Consider the following 16,681-nt stretch of genomic DNA (forward strand, 5'->3'; position numbering starts at 1 on the left):
CGAGTCATTTCAGAAGGGAAGTCCCAGATGCAACGCCTCCGCCCCTAGTAGGTCTCGATATGCAGGCGACCTTCGCTCCTCATGGTGGCCTCCAGTTGCTGCCAGGACTGGCCGGCCGCGGTGCACACCTCGCCAAAGGCGGACAGCACGCCTTCCTCCATGCCCTTCAGGCCGCAGATGTAGACATGGCCATGCGGATCGGCCAGCAAGGCCGCCACGCCGGCGGACGCCTCCCGGATCGCGTCCTGTACATAGCGACGCGGCACTTCGGCATCGCGCGAGAAAGCGAAGTGGATGTCGAGGAAGTCCTTGGGCAGCTTCAGCAGCGGGCCGAAATAGGGCAGCTCGCGCGCATTGCGGGCGCCGAAGAACAGCATGCGGCGGCCCCCGAAGTGCTCCATATTGCGCCGCATGCGCTCGGTCATGGCGCGCATGGGCGCGGAACCGGTGCCCGTGCACACCATCATGATGCTGGCCTCGCGATGGTTCGGCATCAGGAACGTGGTGCCGAACGGCCCGACCACCTGCACGGTATCGCCCTTGGCCAGGTCGCACAGGAAGTTCGACGCCACGCCGCGCACCGGATTACCGTCATGGTCTTCCTCGACGCGCTTCACCGTCAGCGCCAGGTTGTTGTAGCCCGGGCGCTCGCCATCGCGCGGGCTCGCAATCGAATACATGCGGATGTAGTGCGGCTTGCCGGCGGCGTCGGTGCCCGGCGGCAGGATGCCGATGGCCTGCCCCTCCAGCACCGGGAAGAAGTGCGTGCCGAAATCCAGCACGATATGGTGGATATCGCTGGAGGCACCCTCCGCGGTCAGCCGGTAGTTGCCCGCCACCGTGGCCGTCAACGGCGCGCGCACGCCGTGCAGGTTCGCATACGGGTGGGCCGCCGACCACGGTGCGCGCGATGACGTGTGGTGGCTCGTTTCCACGGCCTGCACCGTCACGCCGTTTTCATCGGCCGCGGCGGCAGTGTCGGCGCGCACGGCTTCAGCGGTGCCCGCGGCATCGAGATCGGCTGTCGGCAGGGGCACCTCCGCCGGCAACTCGTCCCACAGCAGCTGTTCTTCGATCGGGTAGGCCTGACCCTTGAGCAGGGTGCGCCAGTTGTCGATGGCGCCGGTGGGGCAGGGCGACAGGCAGGCGTTGCAGGCGTTGCAGACGTCGGCCTTCACCACGTAGTTGCGCGAATCATGGGTGATGGCATCGATCGGGCAGGTGTCTTCGCAGGTATTGCAGCGAATGCAGATTTCCGGATCGATCAGGTGCTGCTTGATGATTTCGGGGGCGCCCATGGTATGTCTCCATGTGGGGCGGGGCCCTTTGCGGCCCCGGGGCTGACAGTCCTGTCTTTCTTCTGATGTGTTGCGCTCGAGGCGGCCAGTCAGTTGAACCGCACGTACTCGAAATCCATCGGTTGCCGGTTGACGCCAACTGCCGGCGGCGCGATCCAGTTGGCATATTTGCCCGGCTCGGCCACGCGGCCCATCAGCGAGGCGACATAGGCGCGGTCGGCTTCCGTGGCCAGCCATTTGGGTGCGTTGGCCTGCCACTGCGCTTCGGTCAGCACCTCTCCGGTTGGCGATACACGCACGTTGGAAAGCGTGCCGATCTTGCGGTTGAAGGCCTTGTGCGGCACGGTCAGCCGGAACGGGATGCCATGCTTCTCGATCACCTTGTTCCAGCGTGCCACGCCGCCGATCGAATCGCGGATGTAGTCGTCGCGCAGCACTTCATTAAGGGCGTTGAGCATGGGCACCTCGCGCTCGCCGAGCTGGCCGTCGCGCACTTCGAGCACACGATAGACGTCGCTCTTGAGCACGTGGTCGTCGGTGCGCTTGCCTTCCTCGAAGCGTCCCTTCAGTCCCGCACTGTAGAAGATGGCGGCATTGGACGACTGGTCCGCGCCGAACAGGTCGATGGTGACGCTGTAGTGGAAGTTGAGGTAGCGCTGGATGGTCTCCAGGTCGATCACGCCCGCGGCGCGCACGTCGGCCGGGTCATGGATATCGCGCTCGCGCATGACTTCGCAGGTGCGCTGGATCACCCGTGACACGCCCGATTCGCCTACAAACATATGGTGCGCTTCCTCGGTCAGCATGAAGCGCGTAGTGCGCGCAAGCGGATCGAAGCCCGATTCGGCCAGCGCGCACAGCTGGAACTTGCCGTCGCGGTCGGTGAAGTAGGTGAACATGAAGAACGACAGCCAGTCCGGCGTACGCTCGTTGAACGCGCCGAGGATGCGCGGGTTGTCCTGGTCGCCCGAGCGGCGGTCGAGCAGCGCCTCGGCTTCCTCGCGCCCGTCGCGGCCAAAATAGCGGTGCAGCAGGTACACCATCGCCCACAGGTGGCGGCCTTCCTCGACGTTGACCTGGAACAGGTTGCGCAGGTCGTACAGCGACGGACAGGTCAGGCCGAGGTGCCGTTGCTGCTCGACCGAGGCCGGTTCGGTATCGCCCTGCGTGACGATGATGCGGCGCAGGTTGGCACGATGCTCGCCGGGCACGTCCTGCCACGCGGCTTCGCCCTTGTGCTCGCCGAAATGGATCTGCCGCGCCGCATCGGCGGGCTGCAGGAAGATGCCCCAGCGGTAGTCGGGCATCTTCACGTAATCGAAATGCGCCCAGCCCGACGGGTCGACCGACACCGCCGTGCGCAGGTACACGTCAAAGTTGTGCGAGCCTTCCGGCCCCATGTCGCGCCACCAATCAAGGAACGCCGGCTGCCAGTGCTCCAGTGCGCGCTGCAGCGCGCGATCGTCCGCCAGGTTGACGTTGTTGGGGATCTTCTGGCTGTAGTCGATGCTCACGGGGTGTCTCCTTGTCCTTGTCGGGGCGTGATGGCGTCAGACGCGGTTCCAGTCAAAGCGGGGTTTGTTGCCTGAACCGAATACTTTGAGCGCGCCGTTTTCCCCCACCGCGTTGGGGCGGTTGAAGATCCAGTTCTGCCATGCCGTCAGGCGGCCGAAGATGCGGGTTTCCATGGTCTCGCCAGGGCCGAAGCGCAGGTTGGCTTCGAGGCCGGTGAGCGCATCGGGCGACAGGCTGGCGCGCTCTTCGACCGCAATGCGGATCTCGTCTTCCCAGTCCATGTCGTCGGGTGCCGCAGTGATCAGGGCGAGCGAATCCGCGCTGAGCGCGTCCAGCGGCGCGCCGATGTGCTCGCGCGCCGAGGTGATGGAGGCTTCGTCCTGATAGAAGCGCGCGGCCAGCCGCGAGAGGCCGTTGGGCATCGGGTAGCGGCCGAAGTTGGCCTCGCTGAGAAACACGCGTGGCGCGTCATCCGGTGCATCGGGCAGGTGCAGCATATAGCTGCGGTCAGCCGCCAGCGCCAGTTCCAGCAGCGTGCCGGCAAAGCATGAATCCTGCTCGATCAGCGCGAACAAGCTGCGCGAAGACACGTCAAGCCTTGCCAGCGTACGGCGCAGCATGCCGATGGTCTCGCGCACGAACCAGTGGCCGGCGTGTGCTTCCATCAGTGCATCGGCGGCCAGTACGGCGGCGGGGTCGCCATCGGTCTTCAGGACCCACATGCCGATATCGAGATGGTTGGTCCGCAGCGTCAGGATGGCGTCATCGAGTTCGCGCGCCATCTTGAGCGGCCACCACTGCACGCCTGCGGACACGACGCCAGCCAGATCCGTCGGCTGGTGTTTGTCCGGCCCGAAGACCGTGATGGTGGCCTTGCGCGCGGCGCGGTCGAAGTGGACCCGCACGGTGTCGTAGCGATAACCGTCTTCTTCTACCGTGCGCGACAGCGGTGTCAGTTCGACGCCATGGTGACCTTGCGGGCGATCGCTGGTGGCGGCCAGCGCCGCGGCGCGTTCGGCGACATAGTCGGCAAAGCGGGCGGGTTTTACCACCTCATCCACCAGCTTCCAGTCCTTGGCACGCTGCCCGCGCACGCCTTCGGTCGTGGTGCAGAAGATGTCGGCATGATCGCGGCGCACATGACGCTTGTCGGTCACCCGGGTCAGTCCGCCCGTGCCGGGCAGCACGCCCAGCAGCGGCACTTCGGGCAGGCTGACGGCGGACGAGCGGTCATCGACCAGCACGATCTCGTCGCACGCCAGCGCGAGCTCGTAACCGCCGCCCGCCGTGGTGCCGTTGCAGGCGGCAATGAACTTCAGTCCAGAGTGCCGGCTGGCGTCCTCGATACCGTTGCGCGTCTCGTTGGTGAACTTGCAGAAGTTCACCTTCCAAGCATGCGACGACTGGCCCAGCATGAAAATATTGGCGCCGGAGCAGAAGATGCGGTCGCGCGCGCTGGTCATCACCACCGTGCGGACTTCGGGGTGCTCAAAGCGAATGCGTTGCAGGGCGTCGTGCAGTTCGATGTCGACGCCCAGGTCATAGGAGTTCAGCTTCAGCGTGTAGCCCGGCCGCAGCCCGCCCTCTTCGTCGACGTCCATGGCCAGCGTGGCAACGGGGCCTTCGAATGTGAGCTTCCAGTGGCGGTATTGATCGGGACGGCGCTCGAAAGTGACGGGTCGGTCTGATGCTTGGCTGGGGGCGGTTGCCGGCGCGGACATGGCTGTCTCCTTGATGCACTATAGTGCCTTGCGGCTTTTAATGAAATATAGTGCATGTTGTCGGGCGGCGCAATCCCTTTCTGTGCCTCCGACGCGGACAAGCGGTGCCGCCTCAGGCGGTGACGTTGGGAAGCTGGGCGCGCAGTCCCTGCAGCGAAGTGTGGACGTCTTGCCCGCTGGTGTCCAAAGCGATGTCGGCGCGTGCGTAGAGCGGCGTGCGCGCCTGCAAGATGCGGCGCAGATCAGTCATCGCTTCGCGGTTGCCTTGCATCGGGCGCATGTCGCCCTGGGCCACCACGCGGGCCATATGCTCTTCCGGCGAGGTCTTGACCCATACCGTGTAGCAGCGCGCGAGCAGCAGGTTAAAGGTGGCTGGCTCGGAGACGAGGCTGCCCGGCGTGGCCAGCACCATGCTGTCGTGCTCGCGCAGCGCGCGTTCCAGCGCCCGCATCTCATAGCGGCGGTACGCAGCTTGGCCGTACAGTGAATGGATCTCCGAAAGGCTCGCGCCGGCTTCCTGCTCGATCACATTGTTGAGTTCGACGAAAGGCATGTCTTCGGCAGCCGCCAGGGCACGGCCTAGCGTCGATTTGCCCGCGCCGCGCAGGCCTATCAGGGCAATCCGGCGGTGGCGCGCATCACGCGACTCGGCGGGGGCGAGCGCATGGCGGCAGGCTTCCCGCACACGCGCCAGGTCGCCCGCGGGCAGTTGCGCCAGCCATTGCACCATCTGCGCGAACTCGGTGGCCTGCTGGCCGTTGAGCCCGTCCACCTCCGCCAGCACGACAGGCAGCGGCACATCGAGCGCCCGGGCGACCTGCCTCAGCAGCAGCACGGACGCATTGCCCGTGCCGGTCTCCAGGTTGGCCAGGTAGCGCTCCGAGACATCCGCGCCGCGCGCCAGGTCCTTGCGCGACATGCCGCGCGCGGCGCGCAGCGAGCGGATGCGTTCGCCCAGTTGCGTGAGATAGGGGTCGCGTTCGCCATTGGCGCCGGGGGTTTGGGCATCAGGCGAGGGCAGCGGTTCGGGGTCTCGGCGCATGGCGGGCGATTCAGGCGGTCTGGCCGGCACTTGTGCGGCATCCGGCCGGTAAAAGGAGGCGAATTATAAGGGAGTCCCTTGCGCTCGCCGGCGCTAGGGTGTCATATAGTGCATCTACTGACTTGCATGATAGGCGATATGAAATAAAATGCATCAACAAGCCGCTGCGATCGCCTCAGCGCACCGGCAATCCCAAGAGCGATCGGCCTGAAGCCGCTACGCCTGCCGGTTCTTGCGCTGGCGGCGGGCGACACCAAGGAGTGGAGACATGACGCCCCCCAATACCGCTGCCGGTTCGCCGGCGGGTGTTTCGCTTTCGCCTGCAGCTGTCGAATCGGGCATCACCGCATTGCCCGCGCGGTACAACGCCGCCGCTGACCTGCTCGGCCGCAATCTTGCCGCGGGCCGTGGCGACAAGATTGCCTATGTCGACGACGCCACCACGCTGACTTTCTCGGAACTCGATGCGCGCAGCCGACGCTTTGCCGCCGCATTGCATGACGCCGGCTTCCGACGCGAAGAGCGGCTGCTGCTTTGCGCGCTCGATACCATCGACTTTCCGACTGTGTTTCTCGGCTGCCTGCTCGCCGGCGTGGTGCCGGTCGCGGTGAATACGCTGCTGACGGTGGACGACTACGCCTACATGCTCGACCACTGCGGCGCGCGCGCGGTGGTGGTGTCCGAGGCCTTGCTGCCGACCATGAAGGCCGCGATCGCCAAGAGCGGCCTGTCGCCACTGGTGATCCAGGCGGGGCCGCATCAGGACTCGGCACCCAGCTGTAGCGTAGAGGCCGTCGTGGCGCGCACGCGCTCGGCGCCGCCGGCGGTCAGCACCGGTCCGGACGACATGGCGTTCTGGCTCTATTCGTCAGGCTCGACGGGCCGGCCCAAAGGCACCGTGCATACGCACGCCAACCTGTTCCATACCGCCGACCTGTATGCGCACCGCGTGCTGGGCCTGCGCGAAGACGACGTGGTGTTCTCTGCGGCAAAGCTCTTCTTTGCCTATGGTCTTGGCAATGCGCTGACGTTTCCGCTGTCGGTCGGCGCCACCACGGTGCTGATGGCGGAACGTCCGACACCGCCTGCGGTGTTTCGGCGCCTGCGCGAACACAGGCCGACAGTGTTCTGCGGCGTACCAACGCTGTTTGCCGGCATGCTTGCCGCGCCGGAGCTGCCGCCGCGCAGCGACGTGGCCCTGCGCGTCTGCACCTCGGCCGGCGAGGCCTTGCCGCGGGATATCGGCGAGCGCTTTCTCGCTCACTTCGGCTGCGACATCCTGGATGGCATCGGCTCCACCGAGATGCTGCATATCTTCCTGTCGAACCGGCCCGCTGACGTGCGCTACGGCACCACCGGCAAGCCCGTGCCCGGCTATGAGCTCAAGCTGCTTGACGAACTGGGCGAACCCAGCCGGCCCGGCGAGATCGGCGATCTTTACATCAAGGGGCCCTCTGCGGCGCTGATGTACTGGTGCAACCGCGACAAGAGCCGCGACACGTTCGTGGGGGAATGGACGCGCAGCGGCGACAAGTATCTGCAAGACGCCGACGGCTACTACATCTACGCCGGACGCAGCGACGACATGCTCAAGGTCGGCGGCATCTATGTCTCGCCATTCGAGGTCGAGGCCGCGCTTGCCCAGCATCCGGCCATTCTGGAAGCGGCCGTGATCGGCGTGGCCGATGCCGATGACCTGGTCAAGCCGAAGGCCTTTGTCGTGATGCGGCCCGGGCAGGAATGGCACGCGGGCATGGCGGCCGAGTTGCAGGCCTTCGTCAAGTCGCGGCTCGCGCCATACAAGTATCCACGGCAGATCGAGTGCGTGGAGGAATTGCCGAAGACCGCCACGGGCAAGATCCAGCGCTTCCGGCTGCGCCAGCGCGAGGAAGCGGCGCGCCACGCAACGGCCGCCGCCAATGCCTGATGGCAGGGACGGCATGCACACCGATTGGGTCGACATTCCGTTTGATGGCCGCTGCATCCGCATCGAGCACCAGTGGCTGCGCCCGGAGCGCACGCAGCGTCCGCTGGTCGTGTTCCTGCATGAAGGGCTGGGCTCGGTCAGCATGTGGCGCGATTTTCCGCAGCGCTTGTGCAAGGCCGGCGATTTCCGTGGACTGGTGTTCTCGCGCTATGGCTACGGGCGCTCCACGCCGCGGCCGCACGACGAAAAGTGGGGCGTCGATTTCATGCACCGGCAGGCGGGCGAGGCGTTGCCGGCGCTGTTCGAAGCGCTCGATATCGGTCCCGGCCGCAGCCGTGGCAAGCCATGGCTGTTCGGCCACAGCGACGGCGGCTCGATCGCGCTGATCCACGCCGCGAGCTTTCCCGATGCCGTGGATGGCATCACGGTGCTGGCGCCGCATATCGACGTCGAGGACCGCTCCGTGCGCAGCATCGAAGCCGCGCGCCAGGCCTATCTGGAGACCGACCTGCGCAGCCGCCTGGCGCGCTACCACGACGATGTGGATTCGGTCTTCTGGGGCTGGAATGACATCTGGCTCGACCCTGCCTTTCGCCAGTGGAATCTGTATGCGCTGCTGCCGCAGTTGCGCTGCCCGGTGCTGGCGGTGCAGGGCGAGGACGATGAGTACGGCACCATGGCCCAGATCGAGGGTATCCATCGATATGCCCCACAAACCGCCTTGCTTAAACTCGCGCGGTGCGGTCATTCGCCACATCGCGACCAGCCGGAACCGTTGACGCAGGAGGCGGTACGGTTTATAACCGCACATACTTCACACCTAAAATAATTCGTCGCCCGCCCCCGCGTTTGCATCCTGGCATGCGTCCGGACATGCATCCGATCTGGGGCAGGGCCGATCACGGTTCCAAAGCCGCCGGCTTGACCACCAGGAGACATCATGCACCGCTTCACATCGCGCAGGCTCGCGCCTGCCTGCCTTGCCGTTGCTGCAATGCTTGCCGCCACCGGGGCCGTCCAGGCGCAAAGCGCGCCGGGCGGGAAGATCAAGGTAGGGTTCATGCTGCCTTACACGGGCACGTATGCGGCACTGGGCACGGCCATCGAGAACGGCTTCCGCATGTACGTGCAGCAGCAGGGCGGCAAGCTGGGCGGCCGCGACATCGAGTACTTCAAGGTCGATGACGAATCCGATCCCGCCAAGGCGCCCGAGAACGCCACCAAGCTGATCAAGCGCGACCAGGTCGACGTGGTGGTGGGCACGGTGCATTCGGGCGTGCAGATGGGCATCGTCAAGGTGGCCAAGGAAAACAACACGCTGCTGATTATTCCGAACGCCGGCGTGGATGAGGCAACCGGTCCGCTGTGCGGCGCGAACATCTTCCGCTCGTCGTTCTCGAACTGGCAGCCTGGCTACGCCATGGGTCACGTGCTGGCCGAGCGCGGCATGAAGAAGGTGGTCACGCTGACCTGGAAGTACGCGGCCGGCGAGCAATCCGTGAAGGGCTTCAAGGAAGCCTTCGAAGGCAAGGGCGGCAAGGTGGTGAAAGAGTTGAGCCTGCCGTTCCCGAACGTGGAATTCCAGGCGCTGATCACCGAGGTGGCCGCGCTCAAGCCCGACGCCGTGTTCGTCTTCTTCGCGGGCGGCGGCGCCGTCAAGTTCGTCAAGGATTGGGCCGCCGCCGGGCTCAAGGACAAGATCCCGCTCTATGCCTCGGGCTTCCTGACCGATGGCACGCTGGAAGCGCAGGGCAATGCGGCGCAGGGCCTCGAAACCACGCTGCACTACGCCGATGGCCTGAGCAACGCGCGCGACAAGAGCTTCCGCCTGGACTACGCCAAGACCTACAAGCTGCAGCCTGACGTGTACGCCGTGCAGGGCTACGACGCCGCGCAGCTGCTGGCCGCCGGAGCGACCGCCGTGAAGGGCGACATGTCCCGCAAGGCCGAGCTCTACAAGGCCATGGAAGCGGCCAAGGTGGACAGCCCGCGCGGTGCCTTCACGCTGTCCAAGGCGCACAACCCGGTGCAGGACTTCTACCTGCGCAAGGTGGACGGTCGCGAGAACAAGGTGAGCACGGTGGCGGTGAAATCGCTCGCGGATCCGGCGCGCGGCTGCCGTCTCTGATTTCCACCTTTCGATCGGCTTGATGCTTTGGTGCGCGTCCTGCCGCGCACCGCGCATCTTCCCCACGCAGCATGGACATCGTCTCTTTCCTGATCCAGTGCCTGAACAGCGTGCAGTACGGGCTGCTGCTGTTCCTGGTGGCAAGCGGCCTGACGCTGATCTTCGGCATCATGGGCGTCATCAACCTGGCGCACGGCAGCTTCTACATGCTCGGTGCCTACCTGGCGTTCGCGCTGGCCAGCCTCACGGGCAACCTGCTGATCGCCGTGCCGCTCGGCATCGTACTGGCCGTGACATTCGGCTACGTGCTCGAATGGGTGTTCTTCAGTTTCCTCTATGAACGCGATCACCTTCAGCAGGTGCTGATGACCTATGGCCTGATCCTGGTGTTCGAGGAACTGCGGAGCATCCTGGTCGGCGACGATGTGCATGGCGTGCCGGTACCCGCGCTGCTCGACGGCTCGCTGCCGATCGGCAACGACATGACGTATCCGATCTACCGGCTGTGCATCTCGGCCGTCTGCCTGCTGGTGGCGGCGGCCATGTATTACGTGATCCGGCGCACGCGCCTGGGCATGATGATCCGCGCCGGCGCCACCAACCGTGAAATGGTGCAGTCCCTCGGCATCAACGTGACCGTGCTGTACCGCGTGGTGTTCGCGCTTGGCGTGGCGCTGGCGGTGCTGGCGGGCATGATTGCCGCGCCGGTGTCGTCCGTGTACCCGGGCATGGGGGCGCAGGTGCTGATCGTCTGCTTCGTGGTGGTGGTGATCGGCGGCATCGGCTCGGTGAAGGGCGCGCTGGTGGCCTCGCTGCTGCTGGGCTTTGTCGATACCTTCGGCAAGGTGTTCTGGCAGGATGCAGCGGGCGTGCTGATCTACCTCCTGATGGCGGTGATCCTGTTGTGGAAGCCGCAAGGCCTGTTCAAGGCGGGTTGATATGGATACCAAGCTTTCCCCGGCGCCATCGCATGGCAATGCGCGCGTCGCTTTCGCGTGGCTGGTGGCATTCGCGGTGCTGGCCAGCCTGCCGCTGCTGCTGACTGCCGACAGCAACAAGTTCTATATCGAGCTGCTCAGCAAGGTCATGATCATGGCCATCTTCGCGCTCTCGCTGCAGTTGCTGATCGGTTATACGGGTCTGGTGAGCCTGGGCCACGCCGCCTACTTCGCGGCGGCGGCTTATGCCACGGCCATGCTGGCGCCTGAATCGGGACCGGGAAACGGCTGGCTGCTGCTGGCCGGAGCCCTGGGCGCAGCGGCGGCGCTCGCCTTGCTGGTCGGCATGCTGGTGCTGCGCACGCGCGGCGTGTACTTCATCATGGTCACGCTCGCGTTCGCGCAGATGGTGTATTTCGTCTTCCACGACACCAAGATCGCCGGCGGCAGCGACGGCACGTATATTTACTTCCGCCCGGAATTCCCGGTGCCGGGCTTGCGCCAGATGACGGTCAACGATCCCAGCCATTTCTACTGGATGGTCTGGGGCGCCATGGGCTTGACCGTGGTCGTGCTGGCGCTGCTGCTGCGTTCGCGCTTTGGCCACGCACTGGTAGGCATCCGCCATAACGAGCAGCGCATGCGGGCCGCAGGCTATGCCACGTACCGCTACCAGCTCGGCGCGTTCGTCGCGGGCGGCATGCTGGCGGGGCTGGCGGGCTTCCTGTATGCGGTGCAGTTCGGCTTCGTCAACCCGGAAATCGCTTCGTGGCACCAGTCGGGCAACGCCATGCTGATGGTCATCCTGGGCGGCGTGGGCAGCCTGGCCGGCGCGGTGCTCGGGGCCTTCTCCTTCGTGCTGGTGGCCGAGTGGTTCAGCACCATGACCAAGCACTGGCAGTTGCTGATGGGCGGTTTCATCATCGTCGCGGTGGCGCTGCTGCCGCGCGGGCTGGTGAGCCTGCCGTCCGTGCTGCGCGTAAAGATGCGCGCCCCGGGCGCGCGCAATGGCGGGACCGCGGGCGATGATGACGACACGGCGCAGGAGGCGGGCGGCGAGCGCCGCAGCCCTCGCAACACGGAGGCCGCATGAGCACACCGGTACCGGTATTGCAGGCCACGGGCCTGACGCGCCGTTTTGGCGGCCTGACCGCTGTGGCCGGCGTGGATCTCTCGCTGGCGCTGCATGAGATCCATGCGGTGATCGGCACGAACGGCGCGGGCAAATCCACCCTGATCAACATGCTGTCCGGCGAACTGCCGCCTTCAGAAGGGCAACTCCACCTGCAGGGCCGGGACGTGACCGGCTGGTCCCAGCCGCGGCTGGCCCGGCATGGGATTGGCCGCAGCTACCAGCGCAACAACATCTTCCTGCCGCTGACCGTGCGCGAGAACTGCCGGCTGGCGGCGCAGTCGCGCGCCCAGCGCGCGTGGCGGCTTTGGGAAGGCGCGGGCAAATGCCGCATGAGCGGGGCCCTTGCCGACGAGGCCATGGAGCGCGCCGGGCTGGCCGCGCATGCCGGACGGCTGGCCAGCGAACTGGCGCACGGCCAGAAGCGCCAGCTTGAAGTGGCCATGTGCCTGGCCACGCAGCCCGTGGCTCTGTTGCTGGACGAGCCGCTGGCAGGCATGGGCGCCGAGGAGTCGTCCCGCATGCTGGCGCTGCTGCGCGGCCTGCGCGAAGGTCACGCGATCCTGCTGGTCGAACACGATATGGACGCCGTATTCTCGGTGGCCGACCGCATCACCGTGATGGTCAACGGCACGGTCATTGCCAGCGGCACGCCCGATGCCATCCGCGCCAACCGGGACGTCCAGCTTGCCTACCTGGGCGAGGCGGAAGACAGCGAGGTGCCGGCATGAGCGCTGCCATGATCGAAGCCAGCGGCATCAACGCCTGGTACGGCTCCAGCCATATCCTGCGCGACGTGGATTTTCGCGTCGGCACCGGCGAGACCGTGGGCTTGCTCGGCCGCAACGGCATGGGCAAGAGTACGCTGCTGCGCACACTGCTGGGCCATGTGCGCCAGCGCACCGGCGACATCCACGTGGCCGGGCGCGAAGTTTCGCGGGCCCAGCCCTATGAGGTGGCGCGCCTGGGGGTGGCCTACGTGCCTGAAGGGCGGGGCGTGTTTCCGAACCTGTCGGTGCGCGAGAACCTGGTCATGGCGGCGCGCAAAGGCTGCAACGGCCGACACGACTGGGACGAGGCGCGCGTGCTCGACCTGTTTCCGCGGCTCAAGGAGCGCCTGGACCATGGCGGGCAGCAACTGTCCGGCGGCGAGCAGCAGATGCTGTCGATCGGCCGCGCGCTGATGACCAATCCCGACTGCCTGGTGCTGGACGAAGCCACCGAAGGCCTGGCGCCGCGTATCGTGCGCGAGATCTGGCAAGTCATCGCCACCATTCGGGCCACCGGCATCGCCTCCGTCGTCGTGGACCGCAACTTCCGCTCGGTGCTGGCCAATGCGGACCGCGTGGTGGTGCTGGAAAAGGGGCGTGTCGTCCTGGACGGACCCGCCACGGAACTGGTTGCCCGGCCAGAGGCGCTGGACCGCTACCTCGGGGTATGAAATTCTGCTCAGGAAAATGAGTCTTATAAGTTACATGATGTGGCGACATCGCAACGTAGCGCCCAAACGGGCCGAGTTCTCCCGATTTGCTGGCGGGACTTGACCATCCGCCACTTCCCTCCCATGCTTGATGCGTTCCACCCGCGGTATGGGGCAGATCGTCAGTGGCCGACGGACCACAGTTGCTCTAGAATGCGCCCGTTTGTGCAACGCAATAGAACTACAGAAGAGCAGGGAGGCGGCCGATCGACGGCTGCTGTGTCTGGCCGAGTTCCGGGTAAGCCTGACCACTGTCCGCGAACCGGTCGTTCAGACCAGAATTCATGACCACCCAAACCGCAACCACCAGCCACTACTTTGTCGAAAGCCCGAGCACGCGCGCGCTGGTGATCGGCGCCATCGGCGTCGTGTTCGGCGACATCGGCACCAGCCCGCTGTACTCGCTCAAGGAGTGCTTCAGCAAGGAGCACGGCATCCCGTTCAGTCCCGATGCGGTGCTGGGCATTATTTCGCTGTTGTTCTGGGCCATGATCATCGTGGTCTCGATCAAGTACGTGGTGTTCGTGATGCGTGCGGACAATAACGGCGAAGGCGGGGTGCTGGCGCTGATGGCACTGGTGCTGCGCACCGCGGCGCCACGCTCGCGCTGGGCCAAGGTGCTGATGATGCTGGGCATCTTCGGCGCGTGCATGTTCTATGGCGATGCGGTGATCACGCCGGCCATTTCGGTGCTGTCGGCGGTGGAGGGGCTGGAAATCGCCGCGCCACAGCTGTCTCGGTACGTGATACCGATCACGCTGATCATCCTGGTGGCGCTGTTCCTGATCCAGCGCAATGGCACCTCGGCGGTGGGCAAGCTGTTCGGGCCGATCATGGTGGTGTGGTTCGTGACGCTTGGCCTGCTCGGCGTGTACAACCTGGTGCAAGCGCCGGAGATCCTCAAGGCCGTCAACCCGTACTACGGGATCTCGTTCCTGTTCGAGCATTCGCTGCTGGCCTTTATCGTGCTGGGCTCCGTGTTCCTGGTCCTGACGGGCGCCGAGGCGCTGTACATCGACATGGGCCACTTCGGCGCGCGCCCGATCCGCTATGGCTGGTTCGTGCTCGTCATGCCGTGCCTGATGCTGAACTATTTCGGCCAGGGCGCGATGCTGATGCACAACCCGGCCGGCGCGGAGAACCCGTTCTACCTGATGGTGCCGGAACCGCTGCTGATCCCGATGGTGCTGCTGGCCACCTGCGCCACGGTGATTGCGTCGCAGGCCGTGATCTCGGGCGCGTTCTCGCTGACCAGCCAGGCCATCCAGCTCGGCTTCGTGCCGCGCATGCGCGTGCGCTACACGTCGGCGGCCGAGATCGGGCAGATCTACCTGCCGGTCATCAACTGGATCCTGCTGGTGCTGGTCGTGGCCGTGGTGGTCTCCTTCAAGAAGTCGGAGAACCTGGCGGCGGCCTACGGTATCGCCGTGACCACTACCATGGTCATCACCACCTTCCTCGCGGCCGTGGTCATGCGTAACGTCTGGAAGTGGAACCCGGCGCTCGTGACGCTGCTGGGCCTGTCGTTCCTGCTGGTCGATCTGTCATTCTTCGCCGCGAACCTGCTCAAGATCGCCGAAGGCGGCTGGTTCCCGCTGCTGCTGGGCAGCATGGCGTTCTTCCTGCTGATGACCTGGTACAGCGGCCGCAAGCTGCTGCGCGCACGCAGCCTCGAAGACGGCATCCCGCTGGAGCCGTTCATTGCCGGCCTGCTGGCGCACCCGCCGCACCGCGTCGAAGGCACGGCCGTGTTCCTGACCGGCAATACCGAGTCGGTGCCGGTGTCGCTGCTGCACAACCTCAAGCACAACCGCGTGCTGCATGAACGCGTGGTCTTCCTCAGCTTTGTCACGCGCGACATTCCGTATGTCGATGACGAGCATCGCCTGAGCTGCAAGGACCTTGGCGGTGGCGTCTTCATCCTGAAGTCGGACTACGGCTTCAAGGAAACCCCGGACGTGCACAAGGTGCTGGACCTGGCCCAGCGCAAGCTCGGCATGCAGTTCGAGCTGATGGAGACGTCCTTTTTCATCGCGCGCGAATCGGTCATCCCGTCCAAGCTGCCCGGCATGTCGATGTGGCGCGAGAGCTTGTTCGCGTGGATGCATCAGAACGGCGCCAAGCCGTCGGACTTCTTCCAGATCCCTGCCAACCGCGTGGTCGAGCTCGGCACCAAGGTCGAGATCTGATCCGCGCCACGGCAGTACGAAGCCCCCGCAGGCGCGCCCTGCGGGGGCTTCGTCGTTTCAGCGGCGTCAGGCCGCCATGGCCGGTGAGGGCTGGCCGGCGGCGGGCATGGCGTACATCAGCGGGGCCATGGCTGCCTCGATGCGCGCGGCCTGCGCCCGGCTGATCATGTCGCCCAGCAGCTTGCCGAAGCGCGGCTCCAGCACGCCGGTGACGATATAGGTCCAGCGATAGGCCTTGAGGAGGAGTTCTCGCACCTGCGTGGCCTGGGCCGATTCCGCGGGCTTGCCGGTCACGCGCAGGAAGTACTCTGCATCGGCACTGGCCTGGGCTTGCAGGATCTCGTCCATGCCGGCGACCAGCGCGATCATGTCGTCCACAGCGGCATCGCGCTCGGCGGCGGAGATGCGCAGGTCTTCACGCTTCCACTCCAGTTCGTCGAGGATGGCGTGCTGCGACTCTTCGCGCCAGTGGAACAGGAACACATCCTTGTACAGCTCGGACAGGTCCGGTGCCATGCCGATGCTGGCACGGTAGTGCGCCTGCGAGAACAGCTCGAGCTGGCACGTCATCGCGAGCACCGCCCAGGTCCGCTTGCCGAGCACGAAGGCGGCGACGTCGTTCGGCGCCGCATCGAAGTGGTAGCCGGCGGGCATGTGCACCGCTACCAGGCGCTCGATGCGGCGGAACAGTTCCTGGTGCTTCAGCTCTTCGTCGGTGAAGCGGATCAGCGCTTCCAGCGCGGTCTGGTCGCCCAGACGGTGGTTCTGCGTCAGCTCCAGGATCTTCGCGCTGACGAAACGCTCGACCAGCCCGAACATGTTGGCGTACGTGCGGCCCTGCACCTGGCTCAGGAAGCGTTGTTCGTCCGGCGTCAGGAAGGTGAGCTCGTCGATCAGCGACAGGCCGTCGGGCAGGAACTTGTGGTTCAGGTCGAAACTGCGGTCGCGGATCACGTCGCGGTCGATGTCCCAGCGAATGCGGCGGGATGCGGCGATGCAGCGGGCATAGCGCTGCGTGTCGGTGGTCGGGGCGAGGTCTTGCATGGCAACTCCTGTCGGGATGGCGCCGTCGCGATTGACGGTGAGCGAATCATTCGCGCATCGGGCCATCGCGGCATGAGGCGCAAGTCCCGATCGGCCTGCATGACAGGGCATCTTTGCTGGCCGCTGGCGGGACATCGGTCCCGTTCGCGAGCTTTGCCACACTTGCCTGCTTTGACGCATGCGTTGTCCGCCGGGTTTGGGACCGGCAGATGTCATTCGCCTGCCCCACCTAGCGTCGGCGTGGCGAGTTGCGTATCCGGGTGCCTG

At 65.6% G+C, this 16,681-nt stretch carries 13 protein-coding genes; 8 read left to right on the forward strand and 5 right to left on the reverse strand.

Features of this window, described 5'->3' with window-relative positions; genetic code table 11:
* Positions 1-44: 44 nt before the first annotated feature.
* The 4 genes from boxA to ACIGJB_RS06825 all read right to left on the reverse strand — a co-directional run bounded on the left by boxA (position 45) and on the right by ACIGJB_RS06825 (position 5,576).
* The gene (gene boxA / locus ACIGJB_RS06810) at positions 45-1,298 is read right to left on the reverse strand and encodes a benzoyl-CoA 2,3-epoxidase subunit BoxA (protein ID WP_483731958.1); all 1,254 of its coding nucleotides are present in this window, start codon (positions 1,296-1,298) and stop codon (positions 45-47) included.
* Between the two features lie 89 nt (positions 1,299-1,387).
* On the reverse strand, positions 1,388-2,812 hold the full coding sequence (gene boxB / locus ACIGJB_RS06815; RefSeq protein ID WP_483731959.1) for a benzoyl-CoA 2,3-epoxidase subunit BoxB: 1,425 nt from the start codon (positions 2,810-2,812) through the stop codon (positions 1,388-1,390).
* Positions 2,813-2,848: 36 nt separating this feature from the next.
* The gene (boxC, locus tag ACIGJB_RS06820) at positions 2,849-4,534 is read right to left on the reverse strand and encodes a 2,3-epoxybenzoyl-CoA dihydrolase (RefSeq protein WP_483731960.1); all 1,686 of its coding nucleotides are present in this window, start codon (positions 4,532-4,534) and stop codon (positions 2,849-2,851) included.
* 112 nt (positions 4,535-4,646) lie between these two features.
* Positions 4,647-5,576 carry a helix-turn-helix transcriptional regulator gene (locus tag ACIGJB_RS06825; protein ID WP_483731961.1) on the reverse strand — a complete coding sequence of 310 codons (930 nt, stop codon included), beginning with the start codon at positions 5,574-5,576 and terminating at the stop codon, positions 4,647-4,649.
* Between the two features lie 268 nt (positions 5,577-5,844).
* Here ACIGJB_RS06825 and ACIGJB_RS06830 point away from each other — a divergent pair, with 268 nt between their 5' ends.
* The 8 genes from ACIGJB_RS06830 (at position 5,845) to ACIGJB_RS06865 (ending at position 15,370) form a co-directional block, all read left to right on the forward strand.
* Positions 5,845-7,503, forward strand: a complete 1,659-nt coding sequence (locus ACIGJB_RS06830) for a benzoate-CoA ligase family protein (protein ID WP_483731962.1) — start codon at positions 5,845-5,847, stop codon at positions 7,501-7,503.
* 13 nt (positions 7,504-7,516) lie between these two features.
* Entirely contained in the window at positions 7,517-8,332 is an 816-nt protein-coding gene (locus tag ACIGJB_RS06835; RefSeq protein ID WP_483731963.1) for an alpha/beta fold hydrolase, read from the forward strand.
* A 111-nt stretch (positions 8,333-8,443) separates the two neighbouring features.
* Positions 8,444-9,631 carry an ABC transporter substrate-binding protein gene (locus ACIGJB_RS06840; RefSeq protein WP_483711186.1) on the forward strand — a complete coding sequence of 396 codons (1,188 nt, stop codon included), beginning with the start codon at positions 8,444-8,446 and terminating at the stop codon, positions 9,629-9,631.
* 71 nt (positions 9,632-9,702) lie between these two features.
* Positions 9,703-10,569 (forward strand): branched-chain amino acid ABC transporter permease, encoded by an 867-nt coding sequence (locus ACIGJB_RS06845; RefSeq protein WP_483731964.1) that lies wholly within the window; start codon positions 9,703-9,705, stop codon positions 10,567-10,569.
* Between the two features lies 1 nt (position 10,570).
* Positions 10,571-11,662, forward strand: coding sequence for a branched-chain amino acid ABC transporter permease (locus ACIGJB_RS06850; protein WP_483731965.1), 1,092 nt, complete (start codon positions 10,571-10,573; stop codon positions 11,660-11,662).
* Positions 11,659-12,432: an ABC transporter ATP-binding protein gene (locus ACIGJB_RS06855; protein ID WP_483731966.1), complete on the forward strand. Its 774-nt coding sequence runs from the start codon at positions 11,659-11,661 to the stop codon at positions 12,430-12,432. The genes ACIGJB_RS06850 and ACIGJB_RS06855 overlap by 4 nt, the downstream gene beginning before the upstream one ends.
* A complete protein-coding gene (locus ACIGJB_RS06860; RefSeq protein WP_483731967.1) occupies positions 12,429-13,142 on the forward strand; it encodes an ABC transporter ATP-binding protein in 714 nt (237 codons plus the stop codon). Before ACIGJB_RS06855 ends, ACIGJB_RS06860 begins: the two co-directional genes overlap by 4 nt.
* A gap of 323 nt (positions 13,143-13,465) precedes the next feature.
* Complete coding sequence (locus ACIGJB_RS06865) at positions 13,466-15,370, forward strand: potassium transporter Kup (protein ID WP_483731968.1); 1,905 nt, start codon at positions 13,466-13,468, stop codon at positions 15,368-15,370.
* A gap of 66 nt (positions 15,371-15,436) precedes the next feature.
* Here ACIGJB_RS06865 and ACIGJB_RS06870 read toward each other — a convergent pair whose 3' ends face one another.
* On the reverse strand, positions 15,437-16,414 hold the full coding sequence (locus ACIGJB_RS06870; protein WP_483731969.1) for a hypothetical protein: 978 nt from the start codon (positions 16,412-16,414) through the stop codon (positions 15,437-15,439).
* Between the last annotated feature and the right edge of the window lie 267 nt (positions 16,415-16,681).

It is taken from the genome of Cupriavidus sp. C2SS-8b (assembly GCF_057073745.1).